General features: G+C 60.4%; 14 protein-coding genes. 13 read left to right on the top strand and 1 reads right to left on the bottom strand.

Annotated elements, in window-relative coordinates:
* Window positions 1-167 precede the first annotated feature (167 nt).
* The 9 genes from ACK3SD_RS11370 to ACK3SD_RS11330 all read left to right on the top strand — a co-directional run bounded on the left by ACK3SD_RS11370 (window position 168) and on the right by ACK3SD_RS11330 (window position 9,455).
* A complete protein-coding gene (locus tag ACK3SD_RS11370) occupies window positions 168-2,387 on the top strand; it encodes a ComEC family protein (RefSeq protein ID WP_481125554.1) in 2,220 nt (739 codons plus the stop codon).
* Between the two features lie 36 nt (window positions 2,388-2,423).
* A complete protein-coding gene (gene msbA / locus ACK3SD_RS11365) occupies window positions 2,424-4,172 on the top strand; it encodes a lipid A ABC transporter ATP-binding protein/permease MsbA (protein WP_481125553.1) in 1,749 nt (582 codons plus the stop codon).
* Window positions 4,169-5,146 carry a tetraacyldisaccharide 4'-kinase gene (gene lpxK / locus ACK3SD_RS11360; protein WP_481125552.1) on the top strand — a complete coding sequence of 326 codons (978 nt, stop codon included), beginning with the start codon at window positions 4,169-4,171 and terminating at the stop codon, window positions 5,144-5,146. The genes msbA and lpxK overlap by 4 nt, the downstream gene beginning before the upstream one ends.
* Before the next feature lie 305 nt (window positions 5,147-5,451).
* Window positions 5,452-5,661, top strand: a complete 210-nt coding sequence (cspE, locus tag ACK3SD_RS11355; protein ID WP_137763652.1) for a transcription antiterminator/RNA stability regulator CspE — start codon at window positions 5,452-5,454, stop codon at window positions 5,659-5,661.
* Between the two features lie 205 nt (window positions 5,662-5,866).
* Window positions 5,867-6,082, top strand: a complete 216-nt coding sequence (locus ACK3SD_RS11350) for a cold-shock protein (protein WP_137763651.1) — start codon at window positions 5,867-5,869, stop codon at window positions 6,080-6,082.
* A gap of 85 nt (window positions 6,083-6,167) precedes the next feature.
* Window positions 6,168-7,415 carry a winged helix-turn-helix domain-containing protein gene (locus ACK3SD_RS11345; protein ID WP_481125551.1) on the top strand — a complete coding sequence of 416 codons (1,248 nt, stop codon included), beginning with the start codon at window positions 6,168-6,170 and terminating at the stop codon, window positions 7,413-7,415.
* A gap of 69 nt (window positions 7,416-7,484) precedes the next feature.
* The gene (locus tag ACK3SD_RS11340) at window positions 7,485-7,667 is read left to right on the top strand and encodes a Trm112 family protein (RefSeq protein ID WP_137763649.1); all 183 of its coding nucleotides are present in this window, start codon (window positions 7,485-7,487) and stop codon (window positions 7,665-7,667) included.
* Window positions 7,664-8,413, top strand: a complete 750-nt coding sequence (gene kdsB / locus ACK3SD_RS11335; protein ID WP_481125550.1) for a 3-deoxy-manno-octulosonate cytidylyltransferase — start codon at window positions 7,664-7,666, stop codon at window positions 8,411-8,413. Before ACK3SD_RS11340 ends, kdsB begins: the two co-directional genes overlap by 4 nt.
* Window positions 8,414-8,561: 148 nt before the next feature.
* Window positions 8,562-9,455, top strand: coding sequence for a YcbJ family phosphotransferase (locus ACK3SD_RS11330; protein WP_481125549.1), 894 nt, complete (start codon window positions 8,562-8,564; stop codon window positions 9,453-9,455).
* On the opposite strand, the gene elyC is transcribed toward ACK3SD_RS11330, so the two are convergent.
* Window positions 9,431-10,210, bottom strand: a complete 780-nt coding sequence (elyC, locus tag ACK3SD_RS11325; RefSeq protein WP_481125548.1) for an envelope biogenesis factor ElyC — start codon at window positions 10,208-10,210, stop codon at window positions 9,431-9,433. The genes ACK3SD_RS11330 and elyC overlap by 25 nt on opposite strands.
* A gap of 138 nt (window positions 10,211-10,348) precedes the next feature.
* Between elyC and cmoM the strand changes: the two genes are divergently transcribed.
* The 4 genes from cmoM to mukB are packed head-to-tail and all read left to right on the top strand — an operon-like array spanning window position 10,349 to window position 17,610.
* Window positions 10,349-11,134: a tRNA uridine 5-oxyacetic acid(34) methyltransferase CmoM gene (cmoM, locus tag ACK3SD_RS11320; RefSeq protein ID WP_481127538.1), complete on the top strand. Its 786-nt coding sequence runs from the start codon at window positions 10,349-10,351 to the stop codon at window positions 11,132-11,134.
* On the top strand, window positions 11,131-12,453 hold the full coding sequence (gene mukF, locus ACK3SD_RS11315) for a chromosome partition protein MukF (protein ID WP_481125547.1): 1,323 nt from the start codon (window positions 11,131-11,133) through the stop codon (window positions 12,451-12,453). Before cmoM ends, mukF begins: the two co-directional genes overlap by 4 nt.
* On the top strand, window positions 12,434-13,165 hold the full coding sequence (mukE, locus tag ACK3SD_RS11310; protein WP_481125546.1) for a chromosome partition protein MukE: 732 nt from the start codon (window positions 12,434-12,436) through the stop codon (window positions 13,163-13,165). Before mukF ends, mukE begins: the two co-directional genes overlap by 20 nt.
* Window positions 13,162-17,610, top strand: a complete 4,449-nt coding sequence (gene mukB, locus ACK3SD_RS11305) for a chromosome partition protein MukB (protein ID WP_481125545.1) — start codon at window positions 13,162-13,164, stop codon at window positions 17,608-17,610. The genes mukE and mukB overlap by 4 nt, the downstream gene beginning before the upstream one ends.
* Window positions 17,611-17,681: the final 71 nt, after the last annotated feature.

Below are 17,681 nucleotides of genomic sequence, written 5' to 3'. Positions count from 1 at the left end.
GCGTGCTTTTTTTCTTTCCCTGCCAGATTCCACCTCTGCTTTTTTCCTCAACTTACCCTGTGCGGCTTGCTGCACACTGCTTCTCCAGTGAAGTCTTTATAGCGGGGTGGGGTATCAAGCTGTCAATTAACCAGATCTCATCAGCCGTTATTATCGGCACCCTGCCTTTGCTGCTGTGGCATACGCTGCCACCATTATGGGTCTGCCCAGCACTGCTCGTCCTGACGCTGGCAGGCAGCTATGTTGCGCCCAAGCCAGCGGTGTGTTGGCTGGGAGTGATGCTGCTGGCGTTAGTCTGGTCACTTATCCACGCCCATCTGTCGCTAAAGCAGGTAGACAGACTTTATCAGCATCAGGTGAATGTGCAGGGTAGGATCACTTCGCTGGTTCTCAATGACGTGCCGGAGGAGCGGTATGCCATCACCCTCCATCAGGTAGAGGGACAGGGGTTGTTCCCACCGATAACGGCATGGGTAGAGTGGCCACCTCAGGATACTGTAAGGTGCGGCGGACAAACCTGGCAGTTGCAGATGGCACTGCGTCCCGTGCATAGCCAGTTAAATGAGGGTGGTTTTGATCGCCAACGCTGGGCAATGGCACGCCACCAGCTGTTGGAGGGCAGGGTCATCACTGCCACGCCATTGGATTTATCATGCGGTTGGCGTCAGCGGGTGATCCAGTATGCCCAGCGTATCCTGCCAGCGACCCACCATCAGGGCATCCTACTGGCACTGGCATTTGGGGAGAGCCGCTTTCTGGATCGCGAAACCAAATTGCTGCTTCAACAGACTGGCGTTGCTCACTTGATGGCGATTTCAGGGTTGCATATTGGCATGGCGGCGCTTTTTGGCTGGGTGCTGGCGCGTGGGCTACAGATTCTGCTGCCAGGGCGCTATATCGGTCATCGCTTTCCACTGCTGTTAAGCGGGGCAGTGGCTCTACTCTATATCATGCTCTCTGGCGTCAATCCGCCGGCGATAAGGAGCGGGATTGCACTTGGCCTGTGGTTGCTATTGCGGCTGTGTGCCATCCGGTGCAGCGGCTGGCAGGTAGGGCTATGGACGATGGCGCTGATTTTGGCGGTGGACCCTTTGATGGTGCTGTCAGACAGTTTCTGGCTCTCCTGTTTTGCCGTCGGCGCGCTGCTGTTCTGGTTTCACTGGTGCCCATTGCCAGTGCGCTATGCCAGAGGTTGGCGATGGCTTGGCCTGCGCTGGCTGCATCTGCAGCTCTGCATGTTTATGTTACTGGTGCCTTTGCAAATCGCCATCTTTCATGGCCTGAGTCTGGCTTCTTTGCCGGCGAACCTATGGGCCGTGCCCTTGGTCTCTTTTCTGGTGGTGCCACTGATCCTGCTCGCCCTCTGTCTGCTGTGGCTGCCGGCCATCGCCGGTACATTGTGGCAGGGGGCGGATGGTGTTCTGGGCTGGGCATTAGCACCACTGACGTTGTTACAGTCAGGCTGGATAGAGTGGGATCAGCGCGCGCTCTACTGGAGTGGGGCAGGCTGGCTGGCCGTCGTGGTCTGGCGCCTTGGCATAGTGAAACAGGCAGTGCCAGTGATAGTGTTAACCGGGGTGATCATTATGCATCTTAATGCCCCACCTGCTGCGCAGTGGCGAGTGGACATGCTGGATATTGGCCACGGACTGGCAGTGTTAATAGAGAAGGAGGGACGGGGCGTGCTCTATGACACCGGCAACCGCTGGCCGGGTGGCAGTAGCGCCGAGCAGACTATCTTGCCTTTTCTACGCTGGCGTCACGTTACCCTTGAAGAGATCATCATCAGCCACGCCCATCTTGATCATCAGGGTGGGCTGGCAGCGCTGCAGAAAGCCTTTCCCCATGCTACCCTCCGTTCATCACAGCGCGGCCTGCCGGGCTTGCCCTGCCAGCAGGGCGAACAGTGGCAGTGGCGCGGGTTGCATTTTCAGGCGCTGTGGCCGAAAAGGCTGGCGGAACAGGCGGGCAATAATGACTCCTGCGTGGTAAAGGTTTCAGATGGCACCCACCATCTGTTGCTGACGGGTGATATTGAACGGGAGGCGGAGCAGCAGCTATTGCGCGAACAGCGCCCGGCACTGGTGGCAACCATCCTGCAAGCGCCACACCATGGCAGCAATACCTCCTCTATTGCGCCGTTCCTGCGGGCAGTCCAGCCCCAGATCGCCATCGCCTCCGCCTCACGCTATAACGCCTGGCGATTGCCCTCCATTCGGGTTCGGCGGCGCTATCAGGCGGCAGGTATTCCGTGGCGTGATACCTCACGATCGGGACAATTGTCTGTACTTTTTTCACCCGATAGTTGGGAATTACAGGGTTTCCGCGAGCAAATAGTGCCACGTTGGTATCACCAGCGGTTTGGCGTACAGAAGGATAATGAGTAGAATGAGCCGCTATTACTTTCGAAGCTGGTTAATTGCATGATGAATGATAAAGATCTCTCCACCTGGCAGACCTTTCGTCGCCTCTGGCCGATGATCGCACCGTTTAAAACAGGCCTGATCGCAGCGGCCATCGCACTGATTCTTAATGCGGCCAGTGATACCTTTATGCTGTCGCTCCTGAAGCCACTGCTCGACAATGGTTTCGGCAAGGCGGACAGCTCCATCCTGCTGTGGATGCCGTTGGCCGTTATTGGATTGATGCTGGTACGCGGCATCACCAGCTTTGTTTCAAGCTACTGTATCTCATGGGTATCGGGCAAAGTGGTCATGCATATGCGTCGTCGCCTGTTCAGCCACATGATGGGAATGCCGGTCTCCTTCTTTGACCAGCAATCCACCGGCACACTGCTCTCACGCATCACCTATGACTCCGAGCAGGTTGCCTCTTCTTCCTCCAGCGCGCTGATTACCGTAGTACGCGAGGGGGCCTCCATCATTGGTCTGTTTACCTTGATGTTCTACTACAGTTGGCAGCTTTCGCTGATCCTGATTGTGATTGCGCCGATTGTCTCAATTGCGATCCGGGTAGTCTCCAAGCGTTTCCGCAACATCAGCAAAAACATGCAGAACACGATGGGGCAGGTGACCACCAGCGCCGAACAGATGTTGAAAGGGCATAAAGAGGTGCTGATCTTTGGTGGCCAGCAAGTGGAAACCGAACGTTTTGATCAGGTAAGCAACCGCATGCGCCAACAAGGCATGAAAATGGTTTCTGCCTCTTCTATCTCCGATCCTATCATCCAGCTGATCGCCTCGCTGGCACTGGCCTTCGTGCTGTATGCCGCCAGTTTCCCGAGCGTGATGGAGACCCTGACGGCCGGCACCATTACCGTGGTCTTCTCCTCAATGATCGCCCTGATGCGCCCGCTGAAATCTTTGACTAACGTCAATGCCCAGTTCCAGCGCGGCATGGCGGCCTGCCAGACGCTGTTCTCTATCCTAGACATGGAACAGGAGAAAGACGAGGGCAGCCGTCAGGTCACGCGTGCTATTGGCGAGATTGAGTTCCGCCACGTCACCTTCAGCTACCCTGGCAAAGATATCCCGGCCCTGCGTGACATCAACCTGCACATTCCGGCTGGCAAAACGGTGGCACTGGTTGGCCGCTCTGGCTCCGGTAAATCCACCATCGCCAGCCTGATGACGCGCTTCTATGACGTCCAGGAAGGCGAGATCCTGATGGATGGGCATGACCTGCGCGAATATACCCTGGCGTCATTGCGCCGGCAGGTGGCGCTGGTGTCGCAGAATGTGCACCTGTTCAATGACACCATTGCCAATAACATTGCCTATGCCAGCCAGGAGCGCTACAGCCGCGAGCAGATTGAGCAGGCAGCGCGCATGGCCTACGCCATGGACTTCATTGAGAAGATGGATAATGGTCTGGATACGGTCATTGGCGAAAACGGCGTGATGCTCTCTGGCGGCCAGCGCCAGCGTATCGCGATTGCCCGTGCGCTGCTGCGTGACTGCCCGGTACTGATTCTGGATGAGGCCACCTCCGCGCTGGATACAGAGTCTGAGCGCGCTATCCAGAAGGCGCTGGATGAGCTGCAAAAAAACCGAACCTCGCTGGTGATTGCTCACCGCCTCTCCACCATTGAGAGCGCCGATGAGATTCTGGTGGTGGAAGATGGTCGAATTGTGGAGCGCGGCAATCACGCTGATTTGCTGGCGCAGAGCGGCGTGTATGCCCAGCTGCACCGGATGCAGTTCGGCCAATGATTGAGAAGATCTGGGCCGGGCGCTCGCCCCTCTATCTGCTGCTGCTGCCGCTCTCCTGGTTGTATGGCGCCATCTCCACGTTGATTCGCCTGAGTTATCGCTGGGGTTGGCGCAAAAGCTGGCAAGCCCCAGTGCCGGTGGTGGTGGTGGGCAACCTGACGGCCGGCGGCAACGGCAAAACGCCGGTGGTGATCTGGCTGGTGGAGCAACTCCAGCAGCGTGGCTTGAAGGTGGGGGTGGTCTCACGTGGTTATGGCGGCAAAGCGGAGCACTATCCGCTGCGTGTGACCGCAGAGACCTCCACCCAGAAGGCAGGGGATGAGCCGGTTCTGATCTTCCAACGTACCGGTGCGCCGGTGGCCGTCGCGCCAAAACGCCGTGAGGCGGTCGAGGCGCTGCTGGCAGAGCAGGTTGACATCGTAGTGACCGATGACGGCCTGCAACACTATGCCCTGCAACGGGACGCAGAGATTGTGGTGGTGGATGGCGTGCGTCGTTTCGGAAATGGCTGGTGGTTACCGGCCGGGCCGATGCGTGAGCGCGCCGGACGCTTGCGCTCAGTGGATGCGGTGATCACCAACGGTGGGCAGGCCCAGCCAGGGGAGATTGCCATGACGCTGCACGCCGGCATGGCCGTAAACCTGCTGACCGGCGAGCGGCGCGCCGCTGCCAGCCTGCCGCACGTGGTAGCAATGGCGGGCATTGGCCATCCGCCACGCTTTTTTGCCACGCTGGAAGCGTTGGGTGTACAGATTAAGCATCGCGTACCCTTTGCCGATCATCAGGCCTACCAGCCAGACCAACTGGCCACATTAACTCCCGCCGGTGAGACGCTATTGATGACGGAAAAAGATGCAGTGAAGTGCCGCGCCTTTGCCCAAGCCTCATGGTGGTATTTGCCGGTCAATGCCGTTATGGAGAGTGCGCAAGCCACCGCGCTACTGGATAAACTGATCGCGCAGATAAAAAAATAGTGCGCCTAAAAGGCAAAGTAACGGGTAATGTCCACCGTGGCGATATAACTTTACATCCCGCGTTGAGGGACGATAGTAAAAAGCGTTGCTAACGCCCTGCGAATATGCGTAAATGATGGCCTGCCTGTGAGCAGGCCTATTTATGCGTTAAGTGATCCAATTAGAGTTAAGCCCTCCCTCCAAGCCATCGTATCGATTTTGCTTCCAGGTTGAACCCCCTCTCGTTGTACCCTCCATAAATGACGTTTCTGCCCTGGCTAATAATGCCGTTACGGTAATGTGATTAAAAATTTAAAGGTAATAAAATGTCCAAGAAAACTGGTCAGGTTAAATGGTTCAACGAGAGCAAAGGTTTTGGTTTTATTGAGCAGCACGATGGCGGAAAAGATGTATTTGTTCACTTCTCTGCGATTGCTTCTGAAGGTTTCAAAACTCTGGCAGAAGGCCAGCGTGTAGAGTACACCATTCAGGATAGCCCGCGTGGGCCAGCTGCTGCCAACGTGGTTGCGCTGTAAGAACCGCATAGTCGGTGCCAAGGCGGGATAAATTCAGATTATTGCTGATTCCCCTGACTCGCAAACTGATCAATTCTGAACCCGCAGCGATGCGGGTTTTTAAAACGGCTCAAAAGAGGTTGTTTATTGAAGACACGATTGAGCAACAGTATCCGGCGCACAGAAAAGCGTCCGTTGATGCTCAACAACAAAGGAATATAAAAATATGATGTTAAAAACCGGACGAGTAAAATGGTATAACCAAGCCAAAGGCTATGGTTTTATTTCCCCGAGTGACGGCGGCAGCGATCTTTATGTGAATCGCATGGCGATTGCCAACAATAAAAATAAGTCACTGCAAGAGGGGCAGCAGGTGGAATTTACCTGTTACCACAGTGTCTACCACGGTCTTTCTGCCGCAGATGTCATTGCATTTCGTTAATTTACCTTGGGTAGCGTGATTTTATCCATAGTCTGAATTGTGCTATCGATTATCCTGTATCATCCCACGATCAATGGATATCGTTATGCCCAGCCCGACCCTATCTCTGGCCGACACCCGCACACTTCACCTCGCTGCCCAAGGCCTGCTCCGCCTACCGACCGGATCGCCGCAACCCCACCAGTTGTTGGATGCCATACGGGCGATGGGGCTGTTGCAGATAGACACCATCAGCGTGGTCGCCCGCAGTCCCTATCTGGTGCTGTTCAGCCGCTTAGGGGCCTATCCGCCTACTTGGTTGGATGAGGCGCTCGCCCAACGCCAGCTGTTTGAGTACTGGGCGCATGAAGCCTGCTTTATCCCAATTGAAGATTTCCGCCTGTTGCGCCACCGGATGCTGGACCCGGCCAAGATGGGCTGGAAGTACAATGCCGCCTGGCATCAGGCGCACCAGCCCGCCATTGAAAAATTGCTGGCGCACATTGAGCAGCATGGGCCAGTGCGCTCGGCGGATTTCTCACGGCCCGCCGGCAGCGGTAATGGCTGGTGGGACTGGAAACCGGAGAAGCGCCACCTGGAGACGCTGTTTACGCTGGGGCAGGTGATGGTGGCGGAGCGGCGTAATTTCCACCGTGTCTACGATGTGACCGCCCGCGTCAAACCCGACTGGTCTGACACACGCGACGCGCTGGATGAGGCCACGGCGCGTCAGGAGATGTTGCGGCGCAGCGCGCGCAGCCTTGGCATCTTCAAGGCGGCATGGTTGCCAGACTACTACCGGCTGAAGCGGGTAGCGCTCAAACCGGCCATCGTCGCGATGCTGGAGGAGGGAAGTCTGCACCCGGTCAGCGTCGAGGGCAGCGATGAGCCTTGGTATTTGCACCACAGCCTGTTGCCGCTCTGCCAGCAGATGCAGCAGCGGCGCATCCGCTCCTCCGTCACTACGCTCCTTTCCCCCTTTGACCCAGTGGTGTGGCACCGCAAGCGCGCCCTGGAGCTGTTCGATTTTGACTACCGCATTGAGTGTTATACGCCGCAGGAGAAGCGCCGCTACGGCTACTTTGTGCTGCCAATTTTGCAGCGTGGGGCGTTGATTGGCCGCACGGATGCCAAGATGCATCGTAAGGAGGGGGTGTTCGAGATCAAGGGGCTATGGCTGGAGCCGGGCGTGCGGCTTGGGGCGCAACGGCTACGTGACCTGACCGAGGCGGTAACGCGCTGTGCACGCTGGCATGGCGCGACGCGCATTGCGGTGGACGCGGTGCCAGAGGCGTTGCGACCGCACTGGGGGCAGGGCTGGGCGTGCGGGCAGGAGATTGGCGGGCAGGCTTAACCGCCGGCAAACGAGTATGGTATCCTGACGGCCTTAGCGCTTTTAACCCCATCCCAGTATGGAGGAAATATGGATCATCGTTTACTGGAAATAGTGGCCTGCCCGGTCTGCAACGGCAAACTCTATTTCAACAAAGAGAATCAGGAACTGGTATGCAAGGCGGACGGCCTGGCCTACCCGGTGCGGGACGGCATCCCGGTGCTGCTGGAGAATGAGGCGCGCGCGCTGTCAGCAGACGAGAGGCACCCATGAGTTTCATCGCCATCATTCCTGCCCGTTACGCCTCCAGCCGCCTGCCGGGCAAGCCGCTGGCGGACATCCACGGCAAGCCAATGGTCGTGCATGTAGTAGAGCGGGCGCGTGAGTCTGGCGCGGATCGCGTGATTGTCGCCACCGATCACCCGGACGTGGCGGCTGCGGTGGAGGCTGCAGGCGGCGAGGTGTGCATGACCCGTCCGGATCACCAGTCTGGCACCGAGCGGTTGGCCGAAGTGATTGACCGCATGGGCTTTGGCGATGACGACATCATCGTCAACGTGCAGGGCGATGAGCCGATGATCCCGCCGGTGATTATCCGTCAGGTGGCGGAGAACCTCGCCAACTGTCAGGCGGGCATGGCGACGCTGGCGGTGCCGATTGAGACGGCGGAAGAGGCGTTCAACCCGAATGCGGTGAAAGTGGTACGTGACGCGCAAGGCTTTGCGCTCTACTTCTCCCGCGCCACCATTCCGTGGGATCGGGAGCGCTTCGCCCAGTCGCGTGACGCCATCGGCGATCACTTCCTGCGCCATCTCGGCATCTACGCCTATCGCGCGGGCTTTGTGCGCCGCTACGTCACCTGGGCACCCAGCACGCTGGAGAACATCGAGCTGCTGGAGCAGTTACGCGTGCTGTGGTATGGCGAAAAGATCCATGTTGACGTCGCGCAGGCCGTACCTGCGGTGGGCGTAGACACCCCAGAGGATCTGGCCCGCGTCCGCGCGGCGCTGGCGAAATAACCCTCCGGCCGGGCACCCCGTTGCCCGGCCGCATATATTCTGTTTTTATCCCGTCGCAAAGAATCCGTGCAATCTTGATCTACATTGAATAATTGACGGAGTAACACCTCCATCATGGACTGAACTTTTCAACTGAGGTCAGTGCCCCATGGAACAGCTCAAAGCCGAACTTAGCCAGGTGCTGGGCGAACCCTTGTCCCGCCTGGAGTGTGTCAGCGAACAGCCCTACGCCCACCTTTTTGCCCTCTACGACGCCCAAGGGCACGCCGTCCCGCTGCTGGCGAAGAGTTATCTCGCCGCCGGCATTGCCCGGCAGGAGGCCTATAAACTCTCAATGCTCGCGCGGGAGGGGCTGGTGCGGATGCCAGCGGTCTACGGGCTGGTGGTGACCCGCCAGTCGCCCTACAAGGATGTGCTGCTGATGGAGCGGCTGCGCGGCGTGCCGGTGGAGGCCCCGACGCGTAACCCGCAGCGCTGGGAGACGCTGAAGGAGCAGATTGTCGAGGGCATTCTGGCGTGGCATCGCATTGACAGCCACGGCTGCGTCGGCACGGTGGACAGCACGCAGGAGAACAACTGGCGCAACTGGTATCGCCAGCGGGTTGAGGTGCTATGGGTGACGCTCAGCCAGATGAAGGCCCCGCAGTTCACGGCGGCGGATCGGGCGTTGCTCTACCGCGCCCGCGCCAACTTGCCGCAACTGTTCCAGGATTTTGATGACTGCGCGGTGCTGGTGCATGGCAACCTAACCCTGCGCAGCATGATGAAGGACGCGCGCAGTGACCAGCTGCTGGCGATGGTCAATCCCGGCGTAGTGCTGTGGGCGCCGCGCGAATATGACCTGTTCCGCCTGAGCGAGGAGGGGGCCGCTGGCGAGCTGCTGGGGGCTTACCTGCAACGCGCGCCGGTGGCGGAAAGCTTTGTCGCGCGCCGCTGGCTCTATGCCCTGTGGGAGGCGGTTGGCCGGCTGCTGCATACTGGCCAGCTTGACCAACCGGCCTTCGCCCATGCCAGCCGTCAGTTGTTGCCCTGGCTATCCTGACTCCCCTGCAGCCGTTGCCACAGGCGGCCCAGCCCCTCATACCACACCCGCTCACTGTGGGCGAGATAGAGCGCCTGCGGGATGGCCTGCTCCCAGCCATTCAGCGGGGAGGTGATCGCCAGCTGGTTGGCCGGCACCGGAATTGGCTGCAACCCGCGCGCGTGGAAGAAACCAATGGCCCGTGGCAGGTGATTAGCAGAGGTAATCAGCAGGAAGGGCTGTTTTCCTACTAGCGTGGCCACCTGTGCCGCCTCCTGTTCGGTGTCGCGCGGCTGATCCAACATGATGATGTCGCCAGCCGGCACCCCCAGACTCTCCGCCACCAGCGCCGCCGTGCGCGCGCTACTGACCGGGTTGGTTGGCGCGGCCGCGCCAGTGAACACCAGTTTCGCGCCGGGGTGGCGCAGGTATTGCCGTACCCCCTCCGTCACGCGCGGCAGGCTGTTGCCAATCAGGTTGGAGCTCGGTGCCCACTCCGGGTTGAAGGTGTAGCCGCCGCCCAGTACCACAATGTAGCCCACCGATGTGGTGCCTTGATAAGTGGGGAAGCGTGCCTCCAGCGGCCTCAGCAAGCGATCGGCGACCGGTTGCAGGCTTAGCAGCAATAAAAACAGCCAGGCGCAGGAAATCAGCACTTTTCCCGTGCGTTGCCACTGGGTACACCAGAGCAGGAGGAGCGCAACGCCCATGATCAACAACAGAAAAGAGAGCGGCATCATCAGGCCACCCACCCACTTTTTCAGGTCAAAAAGCATGAAAACCGGTCCTTCTGGGTGAAAAAACGACATCCGGGCAACTTTGCGCGGCAATAAGATTTATTCTACGTCAGCCTGTGCCAAAATAGCAGGCTCGAAAATCTCCCCCAGCCTGCATGGAGCCTGTCGCCGATGTCGATACCTGGCCGCAATTTTGATGATATTGCTGAGAAATTTGCCCGCAATATTTACGGCACCACCAAGGGCCGGATTCGCGAGGCCGTGCTGTGGCAGGATCTTCACCAGCTGCTGGCCGCGCTCCCGCCACGCCCGTTGCGCATTCTTGATGCCGGCGGTGGCGAGGGAAAAATGGCCTGCGAACTGGCTGCTTTAGGACATCAGGTCTTGTTGTGCGATCTCTCCGGTGAGATGATCCAACGCGCCCAAGCGGCGGCAGAGGCCAAAGGCGTCAGCCATAACATGCAGTTTGTGCAGAGCGCCGCCCAGGATATTGCCAGCCACCTGGATGCGCCGGTGGATCTCATTTTGTTCCACGCGGTGCTGGAGTGGGTGGCGGAGCCGCAGGCAGTGCTGCACGCGCTGCATCACTGTCTGGCACCGGGCGGCGCGCTGTCGCTGATGTTCTTCAACCACCACGGTCTGGTGATGCGCCATATGGTGGTCGGCAACTTCGACTACGTGGACGCGAATATGCCGGTCAAGAAGAAGCGATCGCTGGCCCCGGACTATCCGTTGGTGCCGGCTGAGGTGTATGGCTGGCTGGAGCAGATGGGCATGGAGATCCGCGGCAAGACCGGGGTGCGCGTGTTCCATGACTACCTCAAAAATAAACAGCAGCAGACAGAGGAGTTCGCGGCGCTGCTGGCGCTGGAACAGCGCTACTGCCGGCAGGAACCTTTTGTGAGTTTGGGGCGCTACATCCACGTGATGGCGCACAAACCGAATGTGAAGGACGAATCATGAGTGAAATTTCCCAGACTGTACCCGAACTGGTCGCCTGGGCACGGAAAAATGACTTCTCCATTTCGCTCCCCACGGAGCGGCTGGCCTTTTTACTGGCAATAGCGACCCTCAATGGCGAACGCCTTGACGGTGAAATGAGTGAGGGTGAGTTGGTCGATGCGTTTCGTCACGTCAGCCAGGGCTTTGAGCAGACCAATGAGACCATTAACGTTCGTGCCAACAACGCCATCAATGACATGGTCAAACAGCGGCTAATCAACCGCTTCACCAGCGAACATGCGGATGGCCTCGCCATCTACCGCCTGACGCCGCTGGGCATCGGCATTACCGACTACTACATCCGCCAGCGCGAATTCTCCACGCTGCGCCTCTCCATGCAGCTGTCGATGGTGGCGCAGGAGCTGAAACGTGCCGCCGACGCCGCGGAGGAAAACGGCGATGAGCTGCACTGGCACCGTCAGGTGTTCGCGCCGCTGAAGTACTCGGTGGCGGAGGTGTTTGACAGCATCGACCTGAGCCAGCGCCTGATGGATGAGCAGCAGCAGGGGGTGAAAGAGGATATCGCCGCGCTGCTCAACAAGGATTGGCGCGCCGCCATCTCCAGCTGTGAGCTGCTGCTCTCCGAGACCTCCGGCACGCTGCGCGAGTTGCAGGATACCCTAGAGGCCGCCGGTGACAAATTGCAGGCCAACCTGTTGCGCATTCAGGCGGCAATGCCGATGGAGATGGAGCTGGGCTTTATCGACAAGCTGGTGTTTGACCTGCAAAACAAGCTGGACCGCATCATCAGTTGGGGCCAGCAGGCTATCGATCTCTGGATCGGCTACGACCGCCACGTGCACAAGTTCATCCGTACCGCCATCGATATGGACAAGAACCGCGTCTTCGCCCAGCGCCTGCGGCAGTCGGTGCAGAACTACTTTGACCAGCCCTGGACGCTGACCTACGCCAACGCCGAGCGCCTGATCGACATGCGCGATGAGGAGCTGGCGCTGCGCAACGAAGAGGTCACCGGCGAGTTGCCACCGGATCTGGAGTTCGAGGAGTTCAACGAGATCCGCGAACAGCTGGCGGCCATGATCGAAGCGGCTCTGGCGATCTACCGGGACGAAAACACCCCGCTCAATCTGGGCGCGGTGATGCGCGATTACCTGGCGCAATACCCGCGTGCGCGTCATTTCGATGTGGCACGCATCGTGGTCGACCAGGCGGTACGCCTCGGTGTGGCCGAAGCAGATTTCACCGGATTGCCGGCCGAATGGCAGGCAATCAATGATTACGGAGCCAAGGTACAGGCCCATGTCATCGACAAATATTGAAGCAGTGATGCCAGTCAAACTGGCACAGGCCCTGGCCAACCCGCTCTTCCCGGCACTGGACAGCCAGTTGCGCAGCGGCCGCCACATCGGCATTGAAGAGTTGGACAACCACGCCTTCCTGATGGATTTCCAGGACGAAATGGGCGACTTTTACGCCCGCTACAACGTGGAGCTGATCCGCGCGCCGGAGGGGTTCTTTTACCTGCGCCCGCGCTCCACCACCCTGATCCCGCGCTCGGTGCTCTCCGAGCTGGACATGATGGTCGGCAAGATCCTCTGTTACCTCTACCTCAGCCCGGAGCGGCTGGCCCACGAGGGCATCTTCAGCCAGCAGGAGTTGTATGACGAACTGCTGAGCCTCGCTGACGAGGGCAAGCTGCTGAAGTTCGTCAACCAGCGCTCTTCCGGCTCCGATTTGGACCGGCAGAAGTTGCAGGAGAAGGTGCGCACCTCGCTCAACCGCCTGCGTCGGCTGGGAATGGTCTACTTCATGGGCGGCGACAACAACAAGTTCCGCATCACGGAGGCGGTGTTCCGCTTCGGCGCTGACGTGCGCAGCGGCGATGACCCGCGCGAGGCGCAACTGCGCATGATCCGTGACGGCGAGGCGATGCCGGTCGAGAGCAGCCTCTCCCTGCGGGATGAGAGCGATGAGGGCGAAGGCGAACAGGCCGGTGATGCAGTGCCGGCGCGTGGAGGGGATGAAGAATGATTGAACGCGGTAAATTTCGCTCACTGACGCTGGTCAACTGGAACGGCTTCTTTGCCCGCACCTTTGACCTCGACGAGCTGGTCACCACCCTGTCGGGCGGCAACGGTGCCGGGAAATCCACCACCATGGCGGCCTTTGTCACCGCCCTGATCCCGGATTTGACGCTGCTGCACTTCCGCAACACCACCGAGGCAGGCGCCACCAGCGGCTCGCGTGACAAGGGGCTGCACGGCAAACTGCGCGCTGGCGTCTGCTACTCGGCGCTGGATGTGGTCAACTCCCGCCACCAGCGGGTGATTGTGGGCGTGCGCCTGCAACAGGTTGCCGGGCGCGACCGTAAGGTGGACATCAAGGCATTTACCATCCAGGGGCTGCCGACCGCGCTGCAACCGACGCAGATCCTGACCGAAACGGTCGGGGAGCGTCAGGCGCGCGTGCTGCCGTTGCAGGAGCTGAAAGAGAAAGTTGAGGCGATGGAGGGGGTGCAGTTCAAGCAGTTCAACTCCATCACTGACTACCACTCGCTAATGTTTGATCTGGGCGTTATCCCGCGCCGCCTGCGCTCCTCCTCGGATCGCAGCAAGTTCTACCGTCTGATTGAGGCGTCGCTGTATGGCGGCATCTCCAGCACCATCACCCGCTCGCTGCGCGACTATCTGCTGCCGGAAAACAGCGGCGTGCGCAAGGCGTTTCAGGACATGGAAGCGGCACTGCGCGAGAACCGCATGACGCTGGAGGCGATCCGCGTCACCCAGTCTGACCGCGATCTCTTCAAGCACCTGATCTCCGAAGCGACCTCCTACGTGGCCGCTGACTACATGCGCCACGCCAATGAGCGCCGGGTGCATCTGGATGGCGCGCTGACACTGCGCAATGAGCTGCTCGCCGGCCGCAAGCAGCTGATCCATGAGCAGTACCGCCATGTCGAGATGGCGCGTGAGCTGGGTGAGCACAGCGGCGCGGAGTCAGACCTTGAGACCGACTATCAGGCCGCGAGCGACCACCTGAATCTGGTGCAGACCGCGATGCGCCAGCAGGAGAAAATTGAGCGCTACCAGTCCGATCTGGATGAGCTGACCTACCGGCTGGAGGAGCAGAATGAGGTGGTGGCCGAGGCCGCCGACCTGCACGCCGAGCATGAGGCGCGCGCCGAGGCCGCCGAAGCAGAGGTGGACGAGCTGAAGAGCCAGCTGGCCGACTACCAGCAGGCGCTGGATGTGCAGCAGACGCGCGCCATCCAGTACCAGCAGGCGCTGCACGCGCTCAACCGCGCGCGCGAGTTGTGTGAGTTGCCGGATCTGGAGAGCGCCAACGCCGGGCAGTGGCTGGAGACCTTCAACGCCAGAGAGCAGGAGGCCACCGACACCCTGTTACAGCTTGAGCAGAAGATGAGCGTGGCCGCGGCGGCGCACAGCCAGTTTGAGCACGCCTACCAGCTGGTGGTGAACATCGCTGGCGAGGTGGGGCGCAGCGAGGCGTGGCAAACCGCGCGCGATCTGCTGCGCGAGTGGGGCACCCAGCAGCATCAGGCCGAGCGGGTCGCCCCTCTGCGCCTGCGCCTGAGCGAGCTGGAGCAGCGCCTGCGTGAGCAGCAGGAGGCCGAGCGCCAGTTGCAGGAGTTCTGCAAGCGCAGCGGGCGTGACTGCCCGCCGGAGGAGCTGGAGAGCGCCCAGTATGAGCTGGAGGAGCGCATTGAGACCCTCACCGCCGCCGTGGATGAGGCGGGTGAGCAGCGCATGGCGATGCGTCAGGAGATGGAGCAGCTGCAACAGCGCATCAAGGCGCTGACCGCGCGCGCGCCAGTCTGGCTGGCGGCGCAGGAGGCACTGGATCAGCTGGCCGCCCAGAGTGGCGAGGAGCTGGAGGGCAGCCAGCAGGTCACTGAGTACATGCAGCAGCTGCTGGAGCAGGAGCGCGAAACCACCGTGGAGCGCGACGAGGTGGCGGCGGCCAAGCGGCTGGTGGATGCGCAGATTGAGCGCCTGAGCCAGCCGGGCGGCGCGGAGGATCCGCGTCTGGTGGCGCTGGCCGAGCGCTTCGGTGGCGTGCTGCTCTCCGAGATCTATGATGACGTCACCCTGGATGACGCGCCGTACTTCTCAGCGCTCTATGGCCCGTCGCGCCACGCCATCGTGGTGCCAGATCTCTCGTTGATCCGCGAGCAGCTTAATGGAATGGAGGAGTGCCCAGAGGATCTCTACCTGATCGAGGGCGATCCGCAATCCTTCGACGACAGCGTGCTGGATGTCGAGGAGCTGGAGCGTGCGGTGGTGGTCAAGGTCGCCGATCGCCAGTGGCGCTACTCGCGCTTCCCGTCCGTGCCGCTGTTTGGCCGCGCGGCGCGTGAGAGCCGGCTGGAGACGCTGCATCAGGAGCGCGAGACATTGGCGGAGCGGTACGCGACGCTCTCCTTTGACGTGCAGAAGATCCAGCGCGCCCATCAGGCCTTCAGCCGCTTCATCGGCACCCACCTGGCGGTGGCGTTTGAGGACGATCCTGAGGCGGAGATGCGGGCGCTGGCCACACGCCGCAGCGAACTGGAGCGCGCGCTGGCAGCCCATGAGGCGCAGAACCAGCAGCAGCGCCAGCAGTTTGAGCAGGCGAAAGAGGGCATTGCCCAGCTGAACCGCCTGTTGCCACGGGTGGCGTTGCTGTGTGACGACACCCTGCCAGACCGCGTGGAGGAGATCCGCGAGGAGCTGGAGGAGGCGCAGGAGGCCGCGCGTGCCATCCAGCAGCACGGGGCCGCGCTGGCCAAACTGGAGCCGTTGGTGTCAGTGCTGCAGAGCGACCCGGAGCAGCATGAGCAACTCAAGGCGGATTACGCTGACGCGCAGCACCTGCAACGTCTGGCGAAACAGCAAGCCTTCGCCCTGACCGAAGTGGTGCAGCGTCGCGCCCACTTCAGCTACACCGATTCGGCGGGCATGGTACATGACAACAGCGACCTGAATGACAAGCTGCGCCAGCGGCTGGAGCATGCGGAGGCGGATCGCACCCGTGCGCGCGACCAGTTGCGCCAGCATCAGGCCCAACTGACCCAGTACAGCCAGGTGCTGGCCTCGCTGAAAAGTTCCTATGACGCCAAGCGCGACATGCTGAAGGAGCTGACGCAGGAGTTGCAAGATATTGGCGTCCGGGCGGATGCCGACGCGGAGGCGCGTGCGCGCAGCCGCCGCGATGAGCTGCACGCCGCGCTGAACAATAACCGCGCCCGTCGCAACCAGCTGGAGAAGCAGCTGACCTTCTGCGAAGCGGAAATGGACACCCTACAGAAGCGATTGCGTAAGGTGGAGCGGGATTACCACCAGCTGCGCGAGCAGGTGGTGGCCGCGAAGGCCGGCTGGTGCGCGGTGATGCGGCTGGTGAAAGACAACGGCATGGAGCGTCGCCTGCACCGCCGTGAACTGGCCTACATGGGTGCCGACGAACTGCGCTCCATGTCGGACAAGGCGCTGGGCGCGCTGCGGCTGGCGGTGGCGGACAACGAACACCTGCGCGATGTGCTGCGCCTCTCCGAAGATCCGAAGCGACCGGAGCGCAAGGTGCAGTTCTATATCGCCGTCTACCAGCATCTGCGCGAGCGCATCCGTCAGGACATCATCCGTACTGATGATCCAGTGGAGGCGATTGAGCAGATGGAGATTGAGCTGGGCCGCCTGACGGAGGAGCTGACCGCCCGCGAGCAGAAGCTGGCCATCAGTTCGAAGAGCGTGGCGAACATCATCCGCAAAACCATCCAGCGCGAGCAGAACCGCATCCGGATGCTCAATCAGGGCCTGCAGGCCGTAGCCTTCGGCCAGGTGAAGAGCGTCCGGCTCAACGTCAATGTGCGCGAGGCGCACGCCACGCTGCTAGAGGTACTCTCTGAGCAGCAGGAGCAGCATCAGGATCTGTTCAACAGCAACCGCCTGACCTTCTCTGAGGCACTGGCGAAGCTTTACCAGCGCCTCAACCCGCAGATTGATATGGGCCAGCGCACCCCACAGACCATCGGCGAGGAGTTGCTGGACTACCGCAACTATCTGGAGATGGAGGTGGAGGTCAACCGTGGTTCCGACGGCTGGCTGCGCGCGGAGAGCGGGGCGCTCTCCACCGGCGAGGCGATCGGCACTGGCATGTCGATTCTGGTGATGGTGGTGCAGAGCTGGGAGGAGGAGTCCCGCCGCCTGCGCGGCAAGGACATCTCCCCTTGTCGTTTGCTGTTCCTTGATGAGGCCGCGCGTCTGGATGCCAAGTCCATCGCCACGCTGTTTGAGCTGTGTGAGCGGCTGGAGATGCAGTTGATCATCGCCGCGCCAGAGAACATCAGCCCGGAGAAGGGCACCACCTATAAGCTGGTGCGTAAAGTGGTGCAGAACCATGAGCATGTGCACGTGGTCGGGTTGCGCGGTTTTGCCCCAGCGGAGCCTGTCATAGATAGCAGTGTTGCAGCTGAAGCCTGAAATAATCATGCTGAATAGTTGAGCAAAATAAATGTATCAAGCCGCCTCCGGGCGGCTTTTCATTTTCTGGC

This window comes from Chimaeribacter sp. YP20170169, from assembly GCF_056739715.1.
This window is presented reverse-complemented; position numbering and strand designations above follow the sequence as displayed.